The organism is Paraburkholderia phenazinium (assembly GCF_900141745.1).
Classification (GTDB): domain Bacteria; phylum Pseudomonadota; class Gammaproteobacteria; order Burkholderiales; family Burkholderiaceae; genus Paraburkholderia; species Paraburkholderia phenazinium_B.
Window position 1 is genome coordinate 122,755 of record NZ_FSRM01000001.1, and the last position, 24,558, is coordinate 147,312.

The 24,558-nt window shown below is 62.7% G+C and carries 24 protein-coding genes and 1 tRNA gene; 13 read left to right on the forward strand and 12 right to left on the reverse strand.

The window, feature by feature from the left end:
• Positions 1 to 53: 53 nt before the first annotated feature.
• The 4 genes from BUS06_RS00600 to BUS06_RS00615 form a co-directional block, all read right to left on the reverse strand.
• Complete coding sequence (locus BUS06_RS00600; RefSeq protein WP_074262526.1) at positions 54 to 3,065, reverse strand: ribonucleoside-diphosphate reductase subunit alpha; 3,012 nt, start codon at positions 3,063 to 3,065, stop codon at positions 54 to 56.
• A gap of 528 nt (positions 3,066 to 3,593) precedes the next feature.
• Entirely contained in the window at positions 3,594 to 4,190 is a 597-nt protein-coding gene (gene ampD, locus BUS06_RS00605; protein WP_074262527.1) for a 1,6-anhydro-N-acetylmuramyl-L-alanine amidase AmpD, read from the reverse strand.
• On the reverse strand, positions 4,187 to 4,537 hold the full coding sequence (locus BUS06_RS00610) for a PP0621 family protein (protein ID WP_074262528.1): 351 nt from the start codon (positions 4,535 to 4,537) through the stop codon (positions 4,187 to 4,189). The genes ampD and BUS06_RS00610 overlap by 4 nt, the downstream gene beginning before the upstream one ends.
• Positions 4,538 to 4,544: 7 nt before the next feature.
• Positions 4,545 to 5,462: a cytochrome C assembly family protein gene (locus BUS06_RS00615; RefSeq protein ID WP_074262529.1), complete on the reverse strand. Its 918-nt coding sequence runs from the start codon at positions 5,460 to 5,462 to the stop codon at positions 4,545 to 4,547.
• 81 nt (positions 5,463 to 5,543) lie between these two features.
• Here BUS06_RS00615 and ffh point away from each other — a divergent pair, with 81 nt between their 5' ends.
• Together ffh and BUS06_RS00625 are read left to right on the forward strand one after the other, a co-directional pair.
• Entirely contained in the window at positions 5,544 to 6,911 is a 1,368-nt protein-coding gene (gene ffh / locus BUS06_RS00620) for a signal recognition particle protein (protein WP_074262530.1), read from the forward strand.
• A gap of 152 nt (positions 6,912 to 7,063) precedes the next feature.
• Positions 7,064 to 7,615: a hypoxanthine-guanine phosphoribosyltransferase gene (locus tag BUS06_RS00625; protein ID WP_074262531.1), complete on the forward strand. Its 552-nt coding sequence runs from the start codon at positions 7,064 to 7,066 to the stop codon at positions 7,613 to 7,615.
• A gap of 122 nt (positions 7,616 to 7,737) precedes the next feature.
• Here BUS06_RS00625 and BUS06_RS00630 read toward each other — a convergent pair whose 3' ends face one another.
• A complete protein-coding gene (locus BUS06_RS00630; RefSeq protein ID WP_074262532.1) occupies positions 7,738 to 8,337 on the reverse strand; it encodes a MarC family protein in 600 nt (199 codons plus the stop codon).
• A gap of 12 nt (positions 8,338 to 8,349) precedes the next feature.
• Positions 8,350 to 10,086 (reverse strand): proline--tRNA ligase, encoded by a 1,737-nt coding sequence (locus tag BUS06_RS00635; protein ID WP_074262533.1) that lies wholly within the window; start codon positions 10,084 to 10,086, stop codon positions 8,350 to 8,352.
• Between the two features lie 301 nt (positions 10,087 to 10,387).
• Here BUS06_RS00635 and BUS06_RS00640 point away from each other — a divergent pair, with 301 nt between their 5' ends.
• The gene (locus tag BUS06_RS00640) at positions 10,388 to 11,047 is read left to right on the forward strand and encodes an RNA pyrophosphohydrolase (RefSeq protein WP_074262534.1); all 660 of its coding nucleotides are present in this window, start codon (positions 10,388 to 10,390) and stop codon (positions 11,045 to 11,047) included.
• A 76-nt stretch (positions 11,048 to 11,123) separates the two neighbouring features.
• Positions 11,124 to 11,675, forward strand: coding sequence for a CNP1-like family protein (locus tag BUS06_RS00645; RefSeq protein WP_074262535.1), 552 nt, complete (start codon positions 11,124 to 11,126; stop codon positions 11,673 to 11,675).
• Between the two features lie 48 nt (positions 11,676 to 11,723).
• Here BUS06_RS00645 and proB read toward each other — a convergent pair whose 3' ends face one another.
• From proB to rplU, 4 genes are all read right to left on the reverse strand, one after another.
• Positions 11,724 to 12,842, reverse strand: coding sequence for a glutamate 5-kinase (proB, locus tag BUS06_RS00650; protein ID WP_074262536.1), 1,119 nt, complete (start codon positions 12,840 to 12,842; stop codon positions 11,724 to 11,726).
• A 78-nt stretch (positions 12,843 to 12,920) separates the two neighbouring features.
• A complete protein-coding gene (cgtA, locus tag BUS06_RS00655) occupies positions 12,921 to 14,045 on the reverse strand; it encodes an Obg family GTPase CgtA (protein WP_074262537.1) in 1,125 nt (374 codons plus the stop codon).
• Positions 14,046 to 14,226: 181 nt separating this feature from the next.
• Positions 14,227 to 14,490: a 50S ribosomal protein L27 gene (rpmA, locus tag BUS06_RS00660; RefSeq protein ID WP_074262538.1), complete on the reverse strand. Its 264-nt coding sequence runs from the start codon at positions 14,488 to 14,490 to the stop codon at positions 14,227 to 14,229.
• A gap of 24 nt (positions 14,491 to 14,514) precedes the next feature.
• Positions 14,515 to 14,826: a 50S ribosomal protein L21 gene (gene rplU / locus BUS06_RS00665; protein WP_007180329.1), complete on the reverse strand. Its 312-nt coding sequence runs from the start codon at positions 14,824 to 14,826 to the stop codon at positions 14,515 to 14,517.
• A 215-nt stretch (positions 14,827 to 15,041) separates the two neighbouring features.
• Between rplU and BUS06_RS00675 the strand changes: the two genes are divergently transcribed.
• The 9 genes from BUS06_RS00675 (at position 15,042) to yacG (ending at position 23,199) form a co-directional block, all read left to right on the forward strand.
• Positions 15,042 to 16,034 (forward strand): polyprenyl synthetase family protein, encoded by a 993-nt coding sequence (locus BUS06_RS00675; protein WP_074262539.1) that lies wholly within the window; start codon positions 15,042 to 15,044, stop codon positions 16,032 to 16,034.
• 58 nt (positions 16,035 to 16,092) lie between these two features.
• Positions 16,093 to 16,169, forward strand: a tRNA-Pro gene (locus tag BUS06_RS00680).
• A 166-nt stretch (positions 16,170 to 16,335) separates the two neighbouring features.
• Complete coding sequence (locus tag BUS06_RS00685) at positions 16,336 to 17,652, forward strand: HlyC/CorC family transporter (RefSeq protein ID WP_074262540.1); 1,317 nt, start codon at positions 16,336 to 16,338, stop codon at positions 17,650 to 17,652.
• Positions 17,653 to 17,745: 93 nt separating this feature from the next.
• Positions 17,746 to 19,146: a GspE/PulE family protein gene (locus BUS06_RS00690; protein WP_254368713.1), complete on the forward strand. Its 1,401-nt coding sequence runs from the start codon at positions 17,746 to 17,748 to the stop codon at positions 19,144 to 19,146.
• Positions 19,147 to 19,151: 5 nt separating this feature from the next.
• Complete coding sequence (locus tag BUS06_RS00695; RefSeq protein ID WP_143787563.1) at positions 19,152 to 20,378, forward strand: type II secretion system F family protein; 1,227 nt, start codon at positions 19,152 to 19,154, stop codon at positions 20,376 to 20,378.
• Between the two features lie 28 nt (positions 20,379 to 20,406).
• Entirely contained in the window at positions 20,407 to 21,336 is a 930-nt protein-coding gene (locus tag BUS06_RS00700; protein WP_074262542.1) for a prepilin peptidase, read from the forward strand.
• Positions 21,337 to 21,339: 3 nt separating this feature from the next.
• Positions 21,340 to 21,945 carry a dephospho-CoA kinase gene (coaE, locus tag BUS06_RS00705; protein WP_074262543.1) on the forward strand — a complete coding sequence of 202 codons (606 nt, stop codon included), beginning with the start codon at positions 21,340 to 21,342 and terminating at the stop codon, positions 21,943 to 21,945.
• A gap of 202 nt (positions 21,946 to 22,147) precedes the next feature.
• Positions 22,148 to 22,903 (forward strand): cell division protein ZapD, encoded by a 756-nt coding sequence (zapD, locus tag BUS06_RS00710; protein WP_074262544.1) that lies wholly within the window; start codon positions 22,148 to 22,150, stop codon positions 22,901 to 22,903.
• 98 nt (positions 22,904 to 23,001) lie between these two features.
• A complete protein-coding gene (yacG, locus tag BUS06_RS00715) occupies positions 23,002 to 23,199 on the forward strand; it encodes a DNA gyrase inhibitor YacG (RefSeq protein ID WP_074262545.1) in 198 nt (65 codons plus the stop codon).
• A gap of 48 nt (positions 23,200 to 23,247) precedes the next feature.
• On the opposite strand, the gene BUS06_RS00720 is transcribed toward yacG, so the two are convergent.
• Together BUS06_RS00720 and BUS06_RS00725 are read right to left on the reverse strand one after the other, a co-directional pair.
• Positions 23,248 to 23,685: an NUDIX domain-containing protein gene (locus tag BUS06_RS00720; RefSeq protein ID WP_074262546.1), complete on the reverse strand. Its 438-nt coding sequence runs from the start codon at positions 23,683 to 23,685 to the stop codon at positions 23,248 to 23,250.
• Entirely contained in the window at positions 23,682 to 24,551 is an 870-nt protein-coding gene (locus tag BUS06_RS00725; RefSeq protein ID WP_074262547.1) for an ATP-binding protein, read from the reverse strand. Before BUS06_RS00725 ends, BUS06_RS00720 begins: the two co-directional genes overlap by 4 nt.
• Positions 24,552 to 24,558: the final 7 nt, after the last annotated feature.

The window sequence follows — 24,558 nt, forward strand, 5'->3', positions numbered from 1 at the left end:
CCGGTCGAAATCGGGTCGACGCCTGGCGAAAGCCAGGCATCGACCCTGAACGATTACTGGCAAGCCTCGCACTCGTCGAAGCCAGGATCGCCCGGACGCATCATGCACACCGGACCATCGGCTTCAGGCGCCGCTTCGACTGCGACTGCCGGCGCGGCTGCTGCCGCCTGCAGACCGCCCGACGCTGCGCCACCGCTCACGCCGAAGCCACCTACAGCGCCGCCGCCGATACCACCCGCGCCGCCCGCACCTTCACCGCCGCCCGAGCTCACCGCGTTCAACGCGCCGTGCGCCACCGTCGATTTCTCAACGTGCGTCGCCGCCATCGTGCGGAGGTAGTAGGTCGTCTTCAGGCCGCGCAACCAGGCGAGCTTGTAGACCTCGTCCAGCTTCTTGCCCGACACGCCACCCATATAGATGTTCAGCGACTGCGCCTGGTCGATCCACTTCTGACGACGCGAGGCCGCCTCGACCAGCCACGTGGCGTCGACTTCGAACGCCGTCGCGTAGATCGCGCGCAGGTCGGCCGGGATGCGGTCGATGCGCGAGAGCGTGCCGTCGAAGTACTTCAGGTCGGCAACCATCACCTCATCCCACAGGCCGCGCGCCTTCAGGTCGCGCACCAGGTAGTCGTTGACCACCGTGAATTCGCCCGACAGATTCGACTTCACATACAGGTTCTGGAAGGTCGGTTCAATGCAGGCCGACACGCCGATGATGTTGGAGATCGTCGCCGTCGGCGCGATCGCCACGCAGTTCGAGTTGCGCATGCCGTACGTTGCGATGCGCGAACGCAGCTCCGTCCAGTCCATCGACTCGCTCGAATCCACTTCCACGTAGCCGCCACGCGCGTCGGCCAGCAGCTTCAGCGTGTCTTGCGGGAGGATGCCGCGATCCCACAGCGAACCGCGGTAGCTGGAGTAACGGCCGCGTTCCTGCGCCAGCTCCGTCGACGCGTAGTAGGCGTAATAGCAGACCGCTTCCATCGACGTATCCGCAAACTTGACCGCCTCTTGCGACGCGTACGGCGTGCGCAGCAGGTGCAGGCAGTCCTGGAAGCCCATGATGCCCAGACCCACCGGACGGTGCTTCAGGTTCGAGTTACGCGCCTTGGCAACCGCGTAATAGTTGATGTCGATCACGTTGTCGAGCATGCGCATGGCCACGCTGACGGTGCGCTTCAGCTTGTCGTGGTCGAGCACCAGCGTGCCGTCGGCCTGAGTCTTCAGGTGGGCGACGAGGTTCACCGAACCCAGATTGCAGACGGCGATTTCGGTGTCGCTGGTGTTCAGCGTGATTTCCGTGCACAGGTTCGACGAGTGGACGACGCCCACGTGCTGCTGCGGCGAACGGATATTGCACGGATCCTTGAACGTGATCCACGGATGGCCGGTTTCGAACAGCATGCCGAGCATCTTGCGCCACAGTTGCGCCGCCGGGATCTTCTTGAACAGCTTGATCTCGCCGCGCGCGACCTTGTCTTCGTAAGCTGTGTAAGCTGCTTCGAACTCGGCGCCGAACTTGTCGTGCAGATCCGGGCAGGTGGACGGCGAGAACAGCGTCCAGTCGCCGCCTTCGTGCACACGCTTCATGAACAGGTCGGGAATCCAGTTCGCCGTGTTCATGTCGTGCGTGCGGCGACGGTCGTCACCGGTGTTCTTGCGCAGCTCGAGGAATTCCTCGAGATCCAGGTGCCACGATTCCAGGTACGCGCACACCGCGCCCTTGCGCTTGCCGCCCTGGTTCACGGCGACAGCCGTGTCGTTGACCACCTTCAGGAACGGCACGACGCCTTGCGACTTGCCGTTGGTGCCCTTGATGTGCGAGCCGAGCGCACGCACGCGCGTCCAGTCGTTGCCCAGACCGCCGGCGAACTTCGACAGCAACGCGTTTTCCTTCAGCGCTTCGTAGATGCCGTCGAGGTCGTCGTCCACTGTGGTCAGGTAGCACGACGACAGTTGCGAACGGCGCGTGCCCGAATTGAACAGCGTAGGCGTGGACGACATGAAGTCGAAGCTCGACAGCACGTTATAGAACTCGATGGCGCGCGCTTCGCGGTCGATCTCGTTCAGCGCCAGGCCCATCGCTACACGCATAAAGAATGCCTGGGGCATTTCGATACGCACGCCGTCGTGATGCAGGAAGTAGCGGTCATACAGCGTTTGCAGGCCGAGGTAGCCGAACTGCAGGTCGCGATCGGCGTCGAGCGCGGCGCCCAGGCGCTTCAGATCGTACTGTTGCAGCTTCTCGTCGAGCAACTCGGCTTGCACGCCGCGCTTGATGAAGGTCGGGAAGTACTCGGCATAGCGCGTGCTCATCTCAGCCTGAGTGACTTCCTCTTCGAGGATTTCGCGGCGAATCGTATGCAGCAGAATGCGTGCGGTGACCTGGCTGTACGCCGGATCTTTTTCAATCATCGTGCGCGCAGCGAGAATGGCCGAGTCGTAGACCTGGCTCATCGGCACGCCGTCGTACAGGTTCTTCACCGTTTCCGTGACGATCGGCTCGGCGCTCACCGCGTCGCCCAGGTTTGCACAGGCCGATTCGATGATGCCGCGCAGCGCCACCATATCCAGCGGACGCGACACGCCGCCGTCGGTGACGGTGAGGCCGAGCGAGCCGTTCGGCGCTTCGAGCGCATCATGGCCACGCTCCTGCGTGCGCTTCTCGCGATACAGCACGTACGCACGAGCGACGTTGTGCTCGCCGCCGCGCATCAGCGCGAGTTCGACCTGATCCTGGATGTCTTCAATATGGAAGGTGCCGCCGTTCGGGCGGCTGCGCAGCAGCGCGCGCACCACGCTTTGCGTGAGTTGCTCGACCAGTTCGCGCACGCGTGCCGACGCCGCGCCTTGCCCACCGTTGACGGCCAGAAAGGCCTTCGTCACGGCGATGGCGATCTTCGACGGCTCAAACGACACTACGCTGCCGTTGCGGCGGATCACCTTGTAGTCAGCGAAGGTCGCTTGCGGCGCGAGCGCCTGCGTGCCCGGCACCTGGCCGCCGAAATTCTGGCCAGCGGTTGCGCCCTCGTACCGGGTCGACGCGTTATCGGTGGTTTGCATGTGCAAAGCTCCTGGTCCTGGAAGTGTGCGAAGAGAATTCGCGGATTAATACGAACGCTGCGCCGCCAGCGCAAGCGATGAGGTGCAGGAAAAAGACCGGCTGAGCCAGGTGGCGGGATGCGACAGCAATGAAGCCAGATTCGAGTTGTTGATGGTCTTCATTGTCCGTGTCGCGATCACTTGCTAAGCCCCTTTCCTGAATGCTTCTTTCTGGACGCGGCCGGCGGTCTCTCCGGCTGCACCGCAGGAATATTTTTGCTGTCGCGAATGCTTACGGCGCCCCGCTACAGAGCGGGACACCGCATAACTTATGCACCCAGTTATTCACATGGTTATGCACAGGACACACAACATATAGTGCAAAACTGAACCCCTAGCACCAAGTATAGTGGAGTTTCGGGACAGCGCAAATTGATTTATTTCGCCTTACGGGGTTGACTTTTGCGCTTGCGATGCACTCATGCATGGCCCGGAAAACGAGGCTGGGCCTGGCTCTCCACCTATCTCGCAAATGGGGACGGAGGGTCGTTACCGCGTTTTGGAAAACTTTAGATAGGGGAAGTACTGATCTGCGAGTTGTGTATCGCGCTGCAGGCGGGACCACTCGAAATGGGGCCCAGGATCGGTCTTGCGGCCGGGTGCAATGTCCGAGTGACCGGCGAGCGATTCGACCGGATAGCGGAGCATCAGCGCTTTCACGAGCGCTCCCAGCGTCTCGTATTGCGCCGCTTCGAATGCGGTTGCGTCGCTGCCTTCCAGTTCGATGCCGATCGAGAAATCGTTGCAGCGCTCGCGGCCGAAAAAGTTCGACGCACCGGCATGCCATGCACGCTGCTCGCACGAGACATATTGCTCAAGCGCACCGTCGCGATGGATCACGAAATGCGCGGAGACCCGCACGCCACGCAGATGGGTGTCGTAGTACGGGTGTGCATCGCAGTCGAGACGGTTCAGGAACAGGTCCGCAATCGCCGTGCCGCCGAACTCGCCGGGCGGCAAGCTCATGTTGTGCACCACGATCAGGCTCGGCACCGCGCCTGCGGGACGCGCCTCGAAGTTCGGCGACGGCAGCTTGCGCGCGCTCGCCACCCAGCCATCGGCGTCGACGGTGAAGCCACCGTTCATCGGGCGTCGCGGCCCGTCGGTCGAGCAGCGCGACGTTGCGCGTGAGCGGTGCAGCAGAACGGCTCGCCCGCCACGACAATCGAATCGCTCGCCGGCGCATGCACGCCGCACTCGACACAGCGGATCATCGGCTCAGGCAGTTGCAGGGGTCTCGACGCACGGGCCTGCGCACCGCCGCCTGCCGTCGCTCCGGCTCCGTTGCTGGAAGCGCGGCCGCCTGCAGACCCACCTGCGGGACCACCGGGCGCGCCGGTACGCTGTGCGTTTTGCGCGTCGGAGCGACGCAGCGCCTTCACCAGCCATTGGCCGATGACGAACATCAGGATCAGCAGAAAAATTTGTCGCATGAACCGCTCACACTACAGGACGGTGCAACAGCACCTGGAAAACGAAACGGCTACCGACGTACGCCAGCAGCAGCGCCACGAATGACGCCAGCACCCAGCGCAGCGCCGCACGGCCGCGCCACCCTGACACCTTGCGGGCGGTCAGGAGCGCACCGAACATCAGCCACGAGAGAATCGCAAAGACGGTCTTGTGATCGAGCCGCAGCGCGCGGTCGACCAGTTGTTCGCTGAACATAATCCCGGAGAGCAAGGTCAGCGTGAGCAGCACGAAGCCGGCGCTGATCAGACGGAATAGCAGCTTCTCCAGCGTGAGCAGCGGCGGCAGCGTGTCGAGCCAGCTCGACAGCCAGCCGTTGCCGGCCGCGGCGCCCTGGCGCTGCAGTTCACCGCCGCGCATCGCATGCAGGCGCCGCTCGACCAGCAGCATCAGCACCGCGTGCAGCGCGGCAATCGCAAACAGGCCATAGGCGACATTGGCGATCAGGAAGTGCAGCTTGAACATCGGCGCGGCCGAATACGACAGCACCCGCACGCCGCCGAAGGCGAGCGGCAGCAGCGAGGCCACGCAGGCGAGCGGCAACACCAGCAGTTGCAGTCCGTCGAGCGGGAAGAAAAAGCTTTCGATCCAGTAGATCCCGGCGCCGAGCCAGAACATCGCGGAGAGCGCGAACGCGAAACCGAACACCATCGCGTTCTGCGGGAAGATGGTGGTATGCAGCAATACGCCATGTGCGAGCAGCGCTACAAACAGCAGCAACCGGCCCGGCGCGCTGAACGCGGCGACCGACGGCGTGCTCGCCACGGCTGGCAGCGCGGGCACGCTCTCGAGCACCGGGCGCAACGCGGTGTGCCGGTGCGAGCGCCAGCCTGCGACGGCGAGACCGCCGTACAGGAGCGCAGTGAGGGCATACAGTACAATATCCATATTCGAAGTTTACACTAGGCCCCTGCTCCGCGACGTGTCCCGCGTCGCGCGCTGCTCCGGCCGCACAGTTCATCGCTCCCCATGCTCGACAATCTGACTCAACGGATGGCGCGCGTCGTCAAGACGCTGCGCGGCGAAGCCCGGCTCACCGAGGCGAACACCCAGGAGATGCTGCGCGAAGTGCGCCTCGCGCTCCTCGAGGCCGACGTGGCGCTGCCCGTCGTGCGCGAATTCATCGCCAAAGTGAAAGAGAAGGCGCTCGGCGAGGAAGTCATCAGCAGCCTGTCGCCCGGTCAGGCGCTGGTCGGCGTGGTGCAGCGCGAGCTGACCGCGATCATCGGCGGCGACTACGAAGGCAAAGCGGTCGAACTGAATCTCGCGGTTACGCCACCCGCTGTCATCCTGATGGCGGGTCTGCAGGGTGCCGGCAAGACGACCACGGTCGGCAAGCTTGCCAAGTTACTACGCGAAAAATACAAAAAGAAAGTCCTGACCGTTTCGTGCGACGTCTACCGCCCGGCTGCCATCGCGCAGTTGAAGACGGTGACCGAGCAGGTCGGCGCGGATTTCTTCCCGTCGGAACCCGATCAGAAGCCGGTGGACATCGCACGCGCCGCCGTGGATTGGGCCAAGCGTCACTATCACGATGTGCTGCTGGTCGACACCGCCGGCCGTCTCGGTATCGACGAAGCGATGATGCAGGAAATCGCTGCGCTGCACAGCACGCTGAATCCGGCTGAAACACTCTTCGTGGTCGACGCGATGCTCGGCCAGGACGCGGTCAACACCGCCAAAGCGTTTAGCGACGCGCTGCCGCTCACCGGCGTGGTACTCACCAAGCTCGACGGCGACTCGCGCGGTGGCGCGGCGCTGTCGGTGCGTCACGTGACCGGCAAGCCGATCAAGTTCGTCGGCGTCGCCGAAAAACTCGACGGTCTGGAAATTTTCTATCCGGACCGGATGGCGAACCGGATTCTCGGCATGGGCGACATTCTCGCCCTCGTCGAGGAAGCCCAGCGCGGCGTCGACGTGGAAGCCGCGCAGAAGCTCGCCAACAAGGTCAAGAAAGGCGGCGATTTCGACCTCAACGATTTCCGCGCGCAACTCACGCAGATGAAGAGCATGGGCGGCCTGTCGTCGCTGATGGACAAGCTGCCCGCGCAGTTCCAGCAGGCCGCCGCCGGCGCTAACATGGGCATGGCCGAGTCGCAGATGCGCCGCATGGAAGGCATCATCAATTCCATGACGCCCACTGAGCGCGCCAAGCCGGAGCTGATCAAGGCTACCCGCAAGCGCCGCATTGCAGCGGGCGCGGGCGTGCAGGTGCAGGAGGTCAACCGCATGCTGAATCAATACGAGCAGATGCGCACGATGATGAAGAAGCTCAAGGGCGGCAATCTGCAGAAGATGATGCGCGGCATGAAGGGCATGCTGCCTGGCATGCGCTAGGCCTCGCTGCCTGCATTCGGGCTGGATGATCCGGGTCCGCCGGATCGTCCCAACGACCAGCGCGCGCGTTTCGGGACGCACGGGTATATGCTGTAGCGCGCGCCGTCGTTATTTCTCACACTAATGTATACAGCTACCGCCCGCCAGACGTCATGAATCGCGAAGAAGCTCTCCACATATTCCGCCACTCCGAAGAAATCGTTTCGGCCCACGACGTCAATGCGTCGATCAGCGGAATGGCTGCGGCCATCGCTGCCGAAATGAGCGAGGAGTTTCCGCTGGTGCTCTCGGTGATGGGCGGCGCGGCGGTGTTCACCGGCATGCTGTTGCCGCACCTCGATTTCCCGCTTGAGTTCGACTACATCCACCTCACCCGCTATCGCAACACCACCAAGGGTGGCAGCGAGATGCAGTGGCGCGTGGCGCCGGCCGAATCGGTAAAGGATCGCGTCGTGCTGGTGCTCGACGACATCCTCGACGAAGGCGAGACGATGGCCGCGATCCGCGACCGCATCCTCGATATGGGCGCGAAACGCTTCATGAGCGCGGTGCTGTGCGAGAAGATCATCCCGAAGGCCAAGCCGCTGCGTCCGGACTTCTGTGGCTTCGAAGTGCCGGACCGCTATGTCTTCGGCTGCGGGATGGATGCGAAGGGATACTGGCGCAATTTGCCCACGATTCGTGCTTTGACCGACGGGGCGTGAGGGACTGCGCTCAAACCGCAGCGGCTGTGGTCTGGTCAGCGGTCAGCGCCCGGCAACAAAAAAGCGGCCTGCGTGGCCGCTTTTTTGTTGATCTCAGCGCGTTGAAACCGGCGACGCGCAACTCACAGCTGATGCACGAAGGATCGGATCCCACCGAGAATCATTTCGACCGAGATCGCCACCAGCACGAGTCCCATCAGCCGTTCGAACGCCATCATCGTGCGCTCGCCTAACCACTTCTGGATGCGCTCCGCCAGCATCAAAACAATCGCGCAAACCAGCATGGTCACGGTCAACGCACCGATCCACTCGAACGTCTTGCCGGGCGCCTGCGAGGTCAGCAGCATCACCGTCGCCAGCGCCGACGGACCTGCGAGCGCGGGGATCGCGAGCGGCACGATCAGCGGCTCGCCGCCGCGCGTGTCGTTGCCGAATGGGCCGTCCGGATGCGGAAAGACCATGCGGATCGCGATCAGAAACAGCACAATGCCACCGCCAATCCGCAACGACTGATCGGTGAGGCTCATCATCCGCAGAAAGCGGTCGCCGACCACCATGAACACCAGCAGGATCACAAACGCGATCGCCACCTCGCGGAGGATGACGACGGTCCGCCGATCCGGCGCCACCCCGCGCAGGCAACTGATAAAGAGCGGGATGTTGCCCAGCGGGTCGGTGATCAGAAGGAGCAGGACGGTCGCAGACAGGAAGTTGTACTCCACCGTCCGCCCCGGTTAATGCGCGAGTGCTGCGCGGATCTTCTCCGACACCGTCTGCACGGCGCTCTCAACCGGCAGCAGCGTCGCTTCGGTATCGCGGCGCGCCTGATACTCGACCTTGCCTTCCTTCAGGCCGCGGTCGCCGATCACCAGACGGTGCGGCACGCCAATCAGCTCCCAGTCGGCGAACATCACGCCCGGGCGCTCGCCGCGGTCGTCGAGGATCACGTCCACGCCAGCTGCGACCAGTTCCGCATACAGCTTGTCGGCCTGCTCGCGCACAGCGTCGCTGCGGTCGTAGCCCATCGGGCACAGCACGACTTCGAACGGGGCGATTGCTTCCGGCCAGATGATGCCCTTGTCGTCGAAGTTCTGTTCGATCGCCGCGCCGAGGATACGCGTGACGCCGATGCCGTAGCAGCCCATTTCCATCCGCTGCGGCTTGCCGGTTTCGTCCAGAAACGTGGCGTTCATGGCTTCCGAATATTTCTTGCCGAGCTGGAACACGTGGCCCACTTCGATACCGCGGCAAATGTCGATGACGCCCTTGCCGTCCGGCGACGGGTCGCCCTTCTGGACATTGCGGATGTCTGCGACGACCGGCTCCGGCAGATCGCGGCCCCAGTTCACACCGGTGATGTGGTAATCCACCTCGTTCGCGCCGACCACGAAGTCGCTCATGTTCGCGACCGTGCTGTCCGCGATCACCTTGACAGGCTTCTTCGTGTTGATGGGCCCGAGATAGCCGGGAGGCGTGCCAAAGGCCGCGACAATTTCCGCTTCCGTCGCCATGCGGAAGTCAGCCAGACCCGGCAGCTTGCTCGCCTTGATCTCGTTCAGATCGTGGTCGCCGCGCAGCATCAACAGCCAGACCGTCGGCTCGGCGCCTTCGTTTTCGGTCGCCAGCACGATCGACTTGATGGTGCGCTCGAGCGGGATATTCAGCAGTTCAGCCACGGCCTCGCACTTTGCCTTGCCGGGCGTGGCGGTCTTCTTCATCTCTTCGGCGGGCGCGGCGCGCTGCGCGATCAGCGGCAGCGCTTCCGCCGCTTCGACGTTCGCCGCGAACTCCGAGGTCGGGCAGTAAGCGATCGCGTCTTCGCCCGTGTCGGCAATCACGTGGAACTCGTGCGAGCCGCTGCCGCCGATCGACCCGTTGTCCGCCGCCACTGCACGGAAGTCGAGACCGAGGCGCGTGAAGATGCGCACGTACGCGTCGTACATCTTGCGATACGACTCTTTCAGACCGTCCAGATCCTTATCGAACGAGTACGCGTCTTTCATGATGAATTCGCGGCCGCGCATCACGCCAAAACGCGGACGGATCTCGTCGCGGAACTTCGTCTGGATCTGATAAAAATTCACCGGCATCTGCCGATAGCTCTTGATCTGGTTGCGGGCGATGTCCGTGACCACTTCCTCGTGCGTCGGCCCGATCACGAAATCGGACTGCTTACGGTCCTTGAAACGCAACAGTTCCGGCCCGTATTTCTCCCAGCGACCCGATTCCTGCCACAACTCGGCCGGCTGCACCGCCGGCATCAGCAGTTCGATCGCGCCTGCCCGGTTCATTTCCTCGCGCACGATGGCTTCCACCTTGCGGATCGAGCGCAGGCCGACGGGCAGGTAGTTATAGATGCCGCCTGCCACGCGACGGATCATGCCGGCGCGCACCATGAGCTGGTGGCTGACGATTTCGGCGTCGGCCGGGGCTTCTTTGAGGGTGCCGATAAAGAAACGGGAAGCTTTCATTCAGAATTTTTCCAAAAGCGGCGGCGCCGGAGCGACCGCCCGAAAGGTGAAAACGGTGGGGAACCCGACAAAGGCGCGACAAAGACGTCACAAACGCTTCGCAGACCTGTGAAAAACCCTTAGGCCGAAGCCATCGCCATACGTGCCACCACGGCGCCGTTGCGCCGGATGGCCCACAGACAAAGGCTATAGCAAACGCGCCTATGTTGCGGCGAATCATTCCAATCCAGAGCGATCCGCTGCGTCAGGCCCGTTATCTGTTTATAATCAAAGCAATTTTAAAGGATTCGAAGGTGGTTGTATGCTGGATCGTGAAGGCTTTCGCCCGAACGTCGGCATCATCCTCTTGAACGCGCACAACGAGGTGTTTTGGGGCAAACGGCTCCGTGAACATTCCTGGCAGTTTCCGCAAGGGGGCATCAAGTATGGTGAAACCCCCGTGCAAGCGATGTATCGGGAGTTACACGAAGAAACCGGTCTGCTTCCGGAGCACGTCAAGATCATCGGTCGCACGCGCGACTGGTTGCGCTATGAGGTGCCGGACAAGTTCATCAAGCGTGAAGTACGCGGTCATTACCGCGGCCAGAAACAGATCTGGTTCCTGCTTCGGATGGTGGGGCGCGACTGCGATATTTGCCTGCGCGCCTGCGATCATCCGGAGTTCGATGCGTGGCGCTGGAACGAGTACTGGGTACCCCTCGACTGTGTGATCGAGTTCAAGCGGGATGTGTATCAGTTGGCGTTGACGGAGTTGTCCCGTTTTCTGCGCCGTGCTGCGCCGCGTTCGGATAAACCTGGCGGCCATCACGGGCCGCGCTATCCCCGGATAGCGTCGACCGTGACGGAGATGCAGGAAGTGTCGGTAACAACCGTAACGGTTGAGACTACGATTCGCACGACGATCGAGTCCGACTGCGGACCTGCCGACAACACCCTGACCCAGCCAGGTCTGCGCGACTAAACCCTGTGCGGCTTTCTGCGCCGCATCTGCCGGTGCGGCTCATGAAAAGCCGCGCCGGCGTTTCGAGGAAATCATATTGAAAGCATTTGCTCTCGTCGTGGCGTGCGTCGCCACCGGCGCCCTGCTGGCTGGTTGTTCGAACACCCCCACCAACAAGGATGACAGCGCGTTTACGTATCTGCTGGATCGCAAGCCTAACTGGACCGAAGACAAGGTCGACACACTGCCCTCGCTGCCGCTGGCCTCCAATTTGATCCCGTTCGATGTATCCGGCAACACGCCGCTGAAGTTTGCGGTCGACGCGAAATCGCTGTCGGTTGGCAATGACGGTGTGGTGCGCTACACGGTGGTCGTGACGAGCCCGAGCGGCGCGCACAACGTGAACTACGAAGGAATTCGCTGCGATACCTATGAGTGGCGCCAGTACGCCGCTCTCAATGCGGATCACGATGGCTGGGACAACACCGTCGCCACGGCGTTTGCGCGTATCGAAGACAGTACGCTGAATGGCTATCAGGCGTCGCTCTATCAGGACTACTTCTGCGCGAACAAGATTCCGACGGGTTCAGCCAAGACGATCGTCGATAACTTACGCATGCACCGTACCGCGGCGTCGCAACTTCATTGAGTTTCGCGCGGTTTGCACGCTTACCTTTCCTTTCGGGTTAGCGTGATATCAGACCAGTACGAGGTTGTCGCGGTGGATCAGTTCGGGCTCCAGCATATAGCCCAGCACGCCTTCGATATCGCCACTCGGGCGGCGCTGAATCAGCTTGGTCTCGGCGCTGCTGTAGTTTGTGAGTCCGCGTGCGACCTCGCGTCCCGCCGCGCTTAAACAGGCAATCACCTCGCCACGCGCAAACGCGCCCTGCACGCCGACCACGCCGATCGGCAGCAGGCTCTTGCCGCCTTCCGTCAGCTTTTCGACCGCGCCGTCGTCGATCACCACGTGTCCGCGCACCTGCAGGTGATCGGCCATCCATTGCTTGCGCGCCGCCATCCGCGCGGTGCGGGCAATCAACTGGGTACCGATCGCCTCGCCGGCGGCGAGCCGCGCCAGCACGTCAGGCTCCCGACCGCTCGCGATTACCGTATTGGCGCCGCTATGGGCCGCCCGCTTGGCCGCGAGAATCTTGGTCAGCATGCCGCCGCGGCCGAGACTCGAGCCCGCGCCACCGGCCATCGCCTCAAGCTCTGGTGCACCAGCGTCGGCCTGCTGAACGAGCGTGGCTGACGGGTCCTTACGCGGATCAGCGGTGAAGAGACCTTGCTGGTCGGTAAGGATGATCAGCGCATCGCCTTCGATCAGATTCGCCACCAGTGCGCCCAGCGTATCGTTATCGCCGAACTTGATTTCGTCGGTAACGACCGTGTCGTTTTCATTGATGATCGGCACCACGCCCAGGCGCAGCAGCGTCAACAATGTGGAACGTGCGTTCAGATAGCGTTCGCGGTCGGCCAGATCGGCATGGGTCAGCAGGATCTGCGCTGTGCGGATCGAATGTTCGGCAAAGCGGCTCTCGTACACTTGCGCGAGCCCCATCTGCCCGACAGCGGCAGCCGCCTGCAACTCGTCGATTTCGCGCGGGCGTTTGGTCCAGCCAAGCCGCTGCATCCCCTCGGCGATAGCCCCAGAACTCACCAGCACGACCTCTTTGCCCTGCGCCCGTAAGGCGGCGATCTGCGCCGCCCAGCGGCCGATCGCGGCATGGTCCAGGCCGCGCCCGTCATTAGTGACGAGGCTCGACCCGACTTTCACTACCAATCGCCTGGAGTCTGCGATGACGGAACGCATTCTGCGCGGTCTCCCAAGATGATGCGTATGCTGGCCGGCGGCCCTATTCGGACACGTCGGCGCCCAAGCTATGCCCGTTTATTCCTGCGGCTGGACCGGCTCACCGGTTTCACCCGACGCCGCGCCCTGTTGCTTCTCACGGAAGCGCACGTCTGCGGCGAGATCTTCGGCTTCCGCCTGGCGCTGCGCGTCCGAATGCGCGGCAATATAGTCGTACACCGCATAGGTCAGCGCTTCGCATCCCTGACCCGTCAACGCCGAGATTTCGAATACCGGGCCGTCCCAGCCAAAGCCGTCGCGGAAGGCCGCGACGCGCGCTTCACGCTCGTCTTCCGGCACCATGTCGAGCTTGTTCAAGACCAGCCAGCGGGGTTTTTCGTACAACAGTTCGTCGTACTTGCGCAGTTCGTTGACGATCGCCTTGGCTTCCGCAACCGGATCGACCTCAGCATCAAACGGCGCGATGTCGACGATGTGCAGCAACAGCCCCGTACGCTGCAAATGGCGCAGGAACTGGTGCCCTAGGCCGGCGCCTTCTGCGGCGCCCTCAATCAGCCCAGGGATGTCAGCGATCACGAAGCTGCGGCTCGGCCCGACGCGCACCACGCCCAGATTCGGCGCGAGTGTGGTGAACGGATAGTCGGCAATCTTCGGCTTCGCGTTCGACACCGAGGAAATGAAGGTGGATTTGCCGGCATTCGGCATGCCGAGCAGGCCGACATCGGCCAGCACCTTCAGCTCAAGACGCACCATGCGGCGTTCGCCCGGCTTGCCGTCGGTCTTCTGACGCGGCGCGCGGTTCGTGCTGGACTTGAAATGCAGGTTACCGAGGCCACCCGCGCCACCCTGGGCGATCTGGACGCTCTGATTGTGCTCGGTCAGGTCGGCGATCAGCTCGCCGGTCTCCATGTCCGAGATAGTCGTGCCAACCGGCATGCGCAGCGTAACGTCGTCGCCACCCTTGCCGTAGCAATCCGCACCGCGACCGTTTTCGCCGTTGCGCGCCAGATGCTTCTTGGCGTACCGGTAGTCGATCAGAGTGTTGATGTTGCGGTCCGCCACAGCGTACACGCTGCCGCCGCGGCCGCCGTCACCGCCATCCGGACCGCCGAACGGGACGAACTTCTCGCGGCGCATCGACGCGCTGCCATCCCCTCCGTCGCCGGCGATGACTTCAATCCTCGCTTCGTCAATGAACTTCATGCCTAACTCCGTCCCGTTTCCTGTTGCTATTTTGCCGTGCCCGCAGTGCGTTGGACAATCGACCGATCGGCCATCCGCGCGGACTCACGACACCCCTCTCAGCCGTGAACCTGGAATGAAAAAGGCCCCGCTAACTTCGCGGGGCCTTTGTTCCGGTCCTGAAGCCCGTGCCTGAATAAACTCAGGCTGCTGCCGGGACTACGTTGACCGTTTGCTTCTTCGCTGCGCCCTTCGTCGTGAACTTGACGTGGCCGTCCGTCAGCGCGAACAAGGTGTGATCCTTGCCGATGCCGACGTTTTCGCCCGGGTGCATACGCGTGCCGCGTTGACGTACGATGATGCCGCCAGCGTTGATGGCTTGACCGCCGTAAACCTTCACGCCGAGACGCTTCGACTCGGAGTCGCGGCCGTTACGTGACGATCCGCCTGCCTTTTTGTGTGCCATTTGATAGCTCCTTAACCGGTGCGCTTACGCGTTGATCGCGTCGATGCGCAGTTCGGTGTAGTTCTGGCGGTGGCCGCCATGCTTCTGGTAGTGCTTCCGGCGACGCATCTTGAAGATGGTCACTTTCGCGTGACGACCTTGCGACACGACGGTAGCCTTGACGGAAGCCCCACTGACCAGCGGCGTACCGAACTTAATCGATTCGCCTTCGCCCACTGCGAGAACCTGGTCGAGCGTGATTTCAGCGTCAATGTCTGCCGGTATCTGTTCTACTTTAAGTTTTTCGCCGACGGCAACTTTATACTGCTTGCCACCGGTTTTTATGACCGCGTACATTGAGAACCTCACTCTGTGTTCATTTTTCCTACGCACCACGCGCGGAAACCCGTGATTATACATAGAGTTAGCTGCGTGGTCAAAACTCATTGACCGGCGCCGCAAGGCTTCGCAGAGCCCGGCCGGACGGGGCGCCGTGCTTCGATCCCGCAGGCTGCGGCCCGGAACTGTCGCGATTCGCCTTATAATTCGCGGCACTACCCAATTCAGCCATCATGTCGTCGACTGCCACCCCCTCTCCCAACGCCGCCAGCCTGCTCGCTCCGATCGCCGAAGACATGGAGCAGGTGAACCGCGTCATCCGGCACCGCCTGGCGTCCGAGGTGATGCTGATCAACCAGATTTCCGAGTACATCATCAGCGCCGGCGGCAAACGCCTGCGGCCCGCGCTGCTGTTGCTGGTGGCCGGCGCGCTTGGTGAGACGACGGGGCACCGGCACGAACTGGCCGCGGTGGTCGAATTCATCCATACGGCCACCCTGCTGCACGACGACGTGGTCGATGAATCCGACCTGCGGCGCGGCCGTCAGACGGCGAACGCCCTGTTCGGCAACGCGGCAAGCGTGCTGGTGGGCGATTTCCTGTACTCGCGCTCGTTCCAGATGATGGTCGGGGTCGGCAAAATGAGGGTCATGGAGATTCTCTCGGAGGCGACCAATATCATCTCCGAAGGCGAGGTCCTGCAACTGCTCAACATGCATGACGCCGACGTGGACGAAGCGCGCTACATGCAGGTGATCCGCTACAAGACGGCCAAACTGTTCGAGGCGGCGGCCCAGCTCGGTGCGGTGCTGGCAGGCTCGGATGCGACCACCGAAGCCGCGGCTGCAGAATTTGGCCGGCGCATCGGCACCGCCTTCCAGATTATGGACGACTGGCTCGACTACACCGGCACGGCCGAATCCATGGGTAAGAATGCCGGGGACGATCTGCGCGAAGGCAAGCCCACACTGCCGCTCATCTATCTGATCGAACGCGGCACGCCGGAGCAGTCGGCGCTCGCGCGCGAGGCGATCGAGCAAGGCGGCACGGACCGTTTCGATACCATTTTCGAGGCGATCACCCGCTCCGGCGCGCTGGATCACACGCTGGAATGCGCGAAACAGGAAGCCCAGGCCGCGGCTGCAGCAATTTCTTCGTTCCCGGATTCCATTTTTAAAGAGAGCCTGCTAGAATTATGTTCTTACTCGACGGCGAGACAGTCCTAAACGGGACTTAAACGCCGAATCAGTCTGAATCGAGTTGGCAGTATCCAGCAGTACAAATCGGGGTGTAGCTTAGCCTGGTAGAGCGCTACGTTCGGGACGTAGAGGCCGGAGGTTCGAATCCTCTCACCCCGACCAGATTTTGAAAAAACCGCGCAATGTTGTGCGGTTTTTTTTCGCCTGTCGTTTGCGCAATCGTCGTGCGCTTCTAGCCTTGTTGTCCCTATGCCTTTTGGCCAGGAAGGCACGCACGATCCCCTCTGCTATATTCTTTCCATCCCGGCCCCCTACCAGTTCGCGACACGTGGAACAACTACCCTTATGGGCGCAGATAGGCGCCGTCGTCCTGCTGCTTATCTGTTCCAGTTTCTTTTCCATCTCCGAAACGGCGATGATGGCACTCAACCGCCACCGCCTGAAGCATCTCTCCAATCAGGGCGCACTCGGCGCCAAAACCACGCAAGGGCTGCTCGCGCACACCGACGAGTTGCTGAGCGTGATCCTGATCGGCAACAATCTGTTCAATACGATCATCCCGGTGCTCACCACCTCGGTCGCGCTGCATACGTTCGGGCGCAACAATCTGGTGCTGTCCATCGCAACCGGCATCGTCGCATTCCTGATCATCGTGTTCGCGGAGATCACGCCGAAAATTGTCGGCGCCACCTTTCCGGAAAAGATCGCACTGCCGGCGAGCCTGCTGATCGCACCGCTGATGCGCGCGACCAGGCCGATTGTCTGGTTCGTCAACCTGTTCGCCAACACCATCCTGCGCATCCTGCGTATCAATACCAAAGGCGCGCACGATCAGCGGCTTTCGACTGAGGAACTGCGGACCATCGTGCTCGAGTCTGGCAGCTTCATGCCGACCAAGCACCGCAGCATCCTGTTGAACCTGTTCGATCTGGAAAACATCTCCGTCGACGACGTGATGATTCCGCGCCGCCGGATCGAGGCGCTCGATTTCGACGCGCCGTTCGAGCAGATCCTGCATCAGCTCGAGACCTGCTATCACAACAAGCTGATCGTCTATCAGGGCGACATCGACCGCGTGCTCGGCGTGCTGCATGTACGCAAGACACTGTCAGCGCTACACAACCAGGAACTGGAGCGGGAGACGTTGCGCGAACTGCTCGCCGAGCCCTATTTCGTGCCGAGCGGCACACCGGTGTTCCAGCAGTTGCAGTATTTTCAGGAAAGCCGTCACCGTACGGCACTGGTCGTCAACGAATATGGCGAACTGCAGGGTCTGGTCACGCCGGAAGACATCATCGAGGAGCTGATCGGCGAGTTCACCACGTCAATTCCGCGAGGCGCAAACTCGCGCGGCGGCTGGAACGAGGAAGGCGAGTGCATCGTCGCGGGCAGCATGCCGTTGCGCGAGCTGAACCGTTGGCTACAGTTGACGCTGCCGACCGACGGGCCAAAAACGCTCAATGGGTTGATTCTGGAAGTACTCGAGGAAATCCCCGACGGCGATGTGTGCGTGCAGATCGGCGAGATCAAACTCGAGGTGATGCGCAGTGACGATCAGGCGGTTCGCACCGTCAAGATATTTAAGCCAGGTTCACGCTCGGGGGCGAAGAGCAAGGCGCCGCGACGCCTGACCGGAGAGGCGTGAGGCACGCCTGGCCATCCGGCTGAATAGCGGCCGTGACCGGCGTAATGGATGATGGAGTCGTTGTGTTCTACAGGCGGCTCCAGCCGGTTTCCGATGTCATCCTCTTACCGTTCCGCGCCGGCGGGTATCAAGCATCACGCGGCGAATCTTGTTGCCGCGGGCAACGTATCGCACCGTGCCCTCGCGACTGAAGCCGAGGCGGTCGCTGGGTCGGCCATATCCACACCGCCTGCGCCATCTCAACCGTCAGGGGTCAGGCCGTTCGCCGGGGCAACCCGCGAGGACGCCCCCAGCCGCAACCCCGCACCCGCCCTTGCCGATGCCGACAACACCCCCGCCGTCCGTCTGCTGAACGAGACGCTGCGGGAAGCCACGCGCCGCAATGCATCCGACCTGCATATCGAGCCGGCCGAACAGGGTTGGCGGATGCGTCTGCGAATCGATGGCGTGCTGCATGCCATCGCGCAACCACCCGCGCATCTGCGCGACGCGTTCATCACGCGCGTGAAGGTCCTGGCGCGCATGGACATTGCCGAACGACGGATTCCGCAGGACGGCCGCCTGCGCATTGCGACGAGCCCGGGGCGCTTCGAAGACTATCGGGTGAACTCTCTGCCCACGCTATTCGGCGAAAAGCTAGTGCTACGCCGGCTCGACGCTCTACCCACGACGCTCTCGCTCGATTCGCTCGGGCTCGATCCCGCTCAGCGCCTTGCGCTCGAAGCGGCCATCGGCGCACCGCATGGACTAGTGCTCGTGACCGGTCCAACCGGCAGCGGCAAGACACTCTCGCTGTACTGCTTCCTGCAGATGCTGAACGCTGAATCACGCAATGTCTGCTCCGTCGAAGACCCCGCTGAAATCCAGCTGGCCGGCATCAATCAGGTCAGCGTACGCGAGAAGGCCGGCCTCACGTTCGCCGTCGCGCTACGCGCCTTCCTGCGCCAGGATCCGGATGTGATCATGGTTGGCGAGATTCGCGATGAAGAGACCGCGGACGTCTCCGTCAAGGCCGCGCAGACCGGCCACCTCGTGCTCTCCACGCTGCACACCAACGACGCGCCCGCTGCCATCGCTCGCCTGATCGATATCGGCGTCGAGCCGTACAACCTCGCCGCGGCGCTGCGGATGGTCACAGCGCAACGCCTCGTGCGGCGACTGTGCGTAGCGTGCCGGGCGCCGGCGCCGCAATCGGCAACGGCCTTGAATGCGGCCGGCTTCGCCGATGATCAACTCGACGGTTGGTGCCCTTACGAAGCGAAGGGCTGCGAAGCATGTCACGGTATCGGCTACCGCGGGCGCATCGGCATTCACCAGGTCATGCCGGTGTCGGACGCGATGCGCGAGCTGATCGTTGCAAGCGCGGGCACCCATGCGCTCGCCCGCCTTACTCACACTGAGCGCGTAACCACGCTGCGCGATGCCGCGCTAGCGCGCGTGCGGGACGGTACGACCAGTCTCGCCGAAGCCCTGAGCGCTACCGAGGTCGCATAACGATGATGAATCGTGCATCCTCCGACACCGAAATGCTCGACGTGCGTTTTGCATGGCGCGGCGTCGACGCAACCGGCACGCAGCATAGCGGCACGCTGATTGCGCCAGACACGGACGCCGTCCGGGCCGTGCTCAAGCGCGACAAGCTGTTCGTCGTCGAGATCAAGGCGCTTGGGCCGGCGCCGCGTCCCAAAGCTCGCGCGGCTGACGTGACGAGGTTCACGCGCCAGCTCGCAAGCCTGCTGCGCGCCGGATTGCCGCTCGCACCTTCGCTCGATCTGCTGGCGCACGCACCTGCGCCCCGTCAGCGCGGCATGTCGCGGATCGTCGGTGCCTTGGCGCGCGACATCACCGGCGGCCTGAGTTTCTCCGCGGCGCTGGCGCGGCATCCGGCGCAATTCAGCGCGCTGTATTGCCAGCTGGTCGCGGTCGGTGAAGCGGCCGGCGCGCTGCCTGCCGTGTTGGCTCGCGTCGCGGACGACCGCGAACGCGGCGCCGCACAACGCGCCAAAGTAAAGGCGGCGCTGACCTATCCGGTCGCGATCCTGTTGCTGGCGCTCGCTATCACGGCAGCACTACTGGTCTGGGTCGTGCCAACCTTCAAGCAGATCTTCGACGGCTTCGGCGCGCGCTTGCCGGTGCCGACGCAGATCGTGATAGCGCTATCCGCCGGCGCAGCACGCTGGAGCGTGCCCGCACTAGCATGCGCAGTGACGGCCGGTGCCGCCCTGTCCTACCTGCTGCGTCGTTCGGAAGCAGCGCGGATGACGCTTGGCCGACTGTCGCTAAGATTGCCCATAGCTGGCCCACTGCTGGCCACGCTATGTGCCGCCCGCTGGAGCCGCGCACTCGGCACCCTGCTGTCCGCCGGCACGCCACTCGCCGACGCGTTCGACTCGCTCACGCACGCCACCGGCAACGCGTGGTTCGATCGCGCCACCGTCGACATCGCCGCCCGCCTGCGGCGCGGCGAACGCCTGGCCGCGGCGATGCGCGCGGTACATTGCTTTCCGCCCGAAGTGGTTCAGCCGGTTGCCGTCGCAGAGGAGTCCGGTGCATTGGACGCGATGCTGATCGACGTGGCGTCACTCAGCGATCGTCAGGTCGACGAAAAGATCGGCACACTTGCCAGCCTGTGCGAACCGCTGGTGATCATCGTGCTGGGGACGCTGGTCGGCGGCCTTGTGATTGCGATGTATCTTCCCATCATTCAACTCGGCAACGTGGTGTAGCATCGCAGCCGAATCCCACTCTTTTGCCATGCCGGCTAACTACGCAACCGTGTCAGACACTTCCTTCAGCGCGCTTCATGGCCATGTTGCGGCCGGCTTCGGCGCCAGCTTTGGCATCTTGCCGGCCGGCCTGCAATTCACCTTCGCCGTCGTTTTCGGGCTGGTCATCGGCAGCTTTCTGAGCGTGGTGGCGCATCGCCTGCCCATCATGCTCGAGCGTGCATGGCACGACGAAGTCAGCGGCACCACCGACCAGCCGCCAGTGGACGATGGCCTGCCGGCGCGCTACAACCTGTGGCTGCCGCGCAGCGCGTGCCCGCACTGCGGACACGTACTGCGCGCGTGGGAAAACATCCCGGTGGTGAGCTACGTGTTGTTGCGCGGGCGATGTTCCGCGTGCAAGGCCCACGTGTCGATACGCTATCCGTTAATCGAGATCGCTAGCGCTGCCTGCGCCGCGGGAGCCCTGAGCGTGTTCGGTCCTACCACGATGGCACTCGCCGCGTTCGGTTTGTGCGCCGCGCTGCTTGCCACGAGCGCGATAGACATCGACACGCACCTGCTGCCCGACTCGCTGACGCTGCCGCTGCTATGGGCCGGGCTGATCGTCAATTTCAACGGCATGTTCGCCAGCCTGCATAGTGCGGTCGCCGGCGCGATTGCGGGCTATCTTGTACTGTGGGTAGTCCACTGGGTATTCAAGCTCGTGCGCGGCATCGAAGGCATGGGTTACGGAGACTTCAAGCTGCTCGCCGCACTCGGCGCGTGGCTCGGCTGGGCCGCGTTGCCGCAGATCGTGTTGATCGCCGCGGTGACCGGCGCAGTCGTGGGGCTTGCCGCTACGTGGCGCGGGCGGATGCGCTTCGAAGAACCGTTGCCGTTCGGTCCGTTTCTCGCGGCCGGCGGCGCGATCACCCTGTTTCTCGGCTCCCCGCTCTATCTCGCACTCGGAGGCTGACGCATGTTTGCTGTGGGACTGACAGGCGGCATCGGCAGCGGCAAATCCACTGTCGCGGACCTGTTCGCGACGAACGGTGTGGCAATCGTCGATACCGATCTGATTGCTCATCAGATCACCGCGCCGAACGGCGTCGCGATGCCGCAGATCGCCAGCGAGTTCGGTGCCGCGTTCGTAGCAGCGGACGGTTCCATGGATCGCGCCCGCATGCGCGCGCTGATCTTTAGCGACGAGCAGGCGCGTCGGCGTCTTGAAGGCATCACGCACCCGTTGATCCGCGCCGAAACCGAGCGTGCGAGAAACGCGGCCAGCGGACCCTACGTCATGATGGTGGTGCCGCTGCTGGTCGAATCGGGCGCCTGGAAAACACGTGTGGACCGTATATTGACCGTGGACTGCAGCGTCGAAACCCAGGTCTCGCGTGTGATGCGCCGCAACGCCTTCGGCCGCGAACAGGTGCTTGCCATCATCGCCCGTCAGGCAACCCGCGAGGCGCGTCTCGCCGCGGCCGACGACGTCGTCGTGAACGACAGCAACACCTCGATAGATGAACTCACCTGGCAGGTCGAGGCGCAGCACGCTTTGTACCTGTCGCTCGCCAGCGCGTGAGCCAGATCAACGGCACGGGAGATGGCCCCTCGCGACAGTTCAGTCCTGTCGCAATAAAGAACAGAGGGCGCATTCAAACAATCGCAAAACACGGAGAGAAACTCGCAAAAGCGCACCAAAAAAGTGTGTGATTGCTAGGGTAGTCGCACGGCATTAGAATGTTCTGCATTCCCGTCACCGACCACGCCCGAGGCGAGCCCGCTTGATCCTTTACGAGTATCCCTTCAACGAGCGAATCCGGACGCTATTGCGCCTCGAAGACCTGTTCGAGCGCTTCACGTTCTTTCTGACTCAGGAAGACGCCAGGGAACATCATGTCGCGCTGACGACATTGTTCGAAATCTCTGAGGTCGCGGGTCGCGCGGATCTGAAGTCGGATCTGATGAAGGAACTCGAGCGGCAACGGCAAACGCTCGCACCGTTCCGCGGCAATCCGGGCATCGAGCAGAATGCCCTTGAGGCCGTACTGGGCGAGATCGAACAGACGCTGTCAGGACTGTCCCAGATGCAGGGCAAGACTGGCCAGCATCTTGCAGACAATGAATGGCTCGCGAGTATCCGCAGCCGTGCAATCATCCCGGGCGGCACCTGCAAATTTGACCTGCCGTCTTACTACGCCTGGCAGCAAACTCACCCGGATCAGCGTCGCCAGGACATCGCCAAATGGGTCACTCCGCTTCTGCCGTTGCGCGATGCAGCGACCATCGTTCTGCGTCTGGCGCGTGAATCGGGTCAGGCGTCGAAGGTGATGGCGATGCAGGGCAGCTACCAGCAGATGTTGTCTGGCCGCTCGTACCAGTTGATGCAGGTGCGGGTTCAGCCCGAGCTGCGGGTCATTCCCGAGGCAAGTGCCAACAAGTACATGCTGTGGGTACGCTTCACCGTGCAGGATGGCGATCTGCGGCCGCGCGCCGTTGATGTCGACGTGCCGTTCCAGCTTACGCTCTGCAGCCTGTAACGTGATGGTCTCGGCTGTGCTTGTGGGGCCGCCTTTCAAACAGCGAAAATGCCCCTATATTAGAAACTTGTCCCGTTTGCGATTGATTGCCTGACCGAATGATTACTGTCGTTAAATGCCCAACCTGCGCAAAGGAAGTCCTCTGGACGCCTGAAAACCGCTTCCGCCCGTTCTGCTCCGACCGTTGCAAGCAGATCGACCTCGGTGCGTGGGCCGCCGAGAAATACAAGATCGGCGGCACTGACGAAGAAGCGCCTTCAGACGACGAACCGAGCGGCGACTACAACCCGCACTGAGTGCCGAGTTGCGTCGACGCATTTCCCAGCGTCTTGCGCGCCACGCCGTTATTCCGCAGCAAGCCACTCCAGCACTGGAATGGTCGCGGGCAGCAGCGGCGACACTTCCGCAGGCAGCGATTGCCAGACAAACGCCTGCCCCTCGCGGCCATGCGGATCACCTGTCCACTGTGTCACCTTGCAGAAATAAAGCCGCACATAGGCATGCGGATAGTCGTGCTCAAGCGTATGCCAGCGATGGCTCGCCTTGACCTCGATGCCCAGTTCCTCGTGCAGTTCACGGGCCAGCGCCGCTTCAACTGATTCACCCGGCTCCAGCTTGCCGCCCGGAAATTCCCAATAACCTTCGTAGGGCTTCCCCGCCGGCCGTTGCGCGAGCAGATAGCGCCCATCGGGCTGCACCAGCACGCCGACCGCCACTTCGGTGACAGGGCGGCCAGTTGGGTTCGCAGCAGGCGCGTGAGTGGTGTTGGTAGCGTCCGTCATGCCTGCGACTTCCGGCCTGACCAGTCGCGCGCAAACTGCCACGCCACACGTCCCGAGCGCGAACCGCGTTCGAGCGCCCACACCAGTGCATCGCCGCGCGCCGATTCGATCTCAGCGGCGGCGCAGCCAAAATGCTGCAGCCAGTGCCCGACGATCGCCAGATAGTCGTCCTGCTTGAACGGATAAAAGCTGACCCACAGGCCGAAGCGCTCCGACAGAGAGATCTTTTCTTCGACCACTTCACCCGGGTGAATCTCGCCATCGGACGTGTGCTTGTACGTCTCGTTGTCACTCATGTACTCGGGCAACAGATGGCGGCGGTTCGACGTGGCATAGATCAGCACGTTATCGGACTGGGCCGCCACCGAGCCGTCGAGCGCTACCTTCAGCGCCTTGTAGCCCGACTCGCCATCCTCGAACGACAGGTCATCGCAGAACACGACGAAGCGCTCCGGGCGCTCCGAGATCAGGTCGACGATATCGCCCAGGTCGTGCAGGTCGTCCTTGTCTACTTCGATCAGGCGCAGCCCGTCTTTTGCGAAAGCGTTCAGGCAGGCCTTGATCAGCGAAGACTTGCCGGTGCCGCGCGCGCCTGTCAGCAGCACGTTGTTGGCGGGCTGCTTGCGCACGAACTGACGTGTGTTCTGCTCGATCAGCCCTTTCTGGCGGTCGATGTTCTGCAGATCGTCGAGCGTGATGTCCGAGATGGCCGGCACCGGCTGCAGGTAGCCACGCCCCTGGCGCTTGCGCCAGCGGAAGGCGACCGCTGCCGACCAGTCGACGTCGGGCGTAGCAGGCGGAAGCACGGCTTCCAGGCGGCCGAGCAATGCTTCGGCACGAGTCAGAAACTGTTCGAGTTTATCCATGACGAAA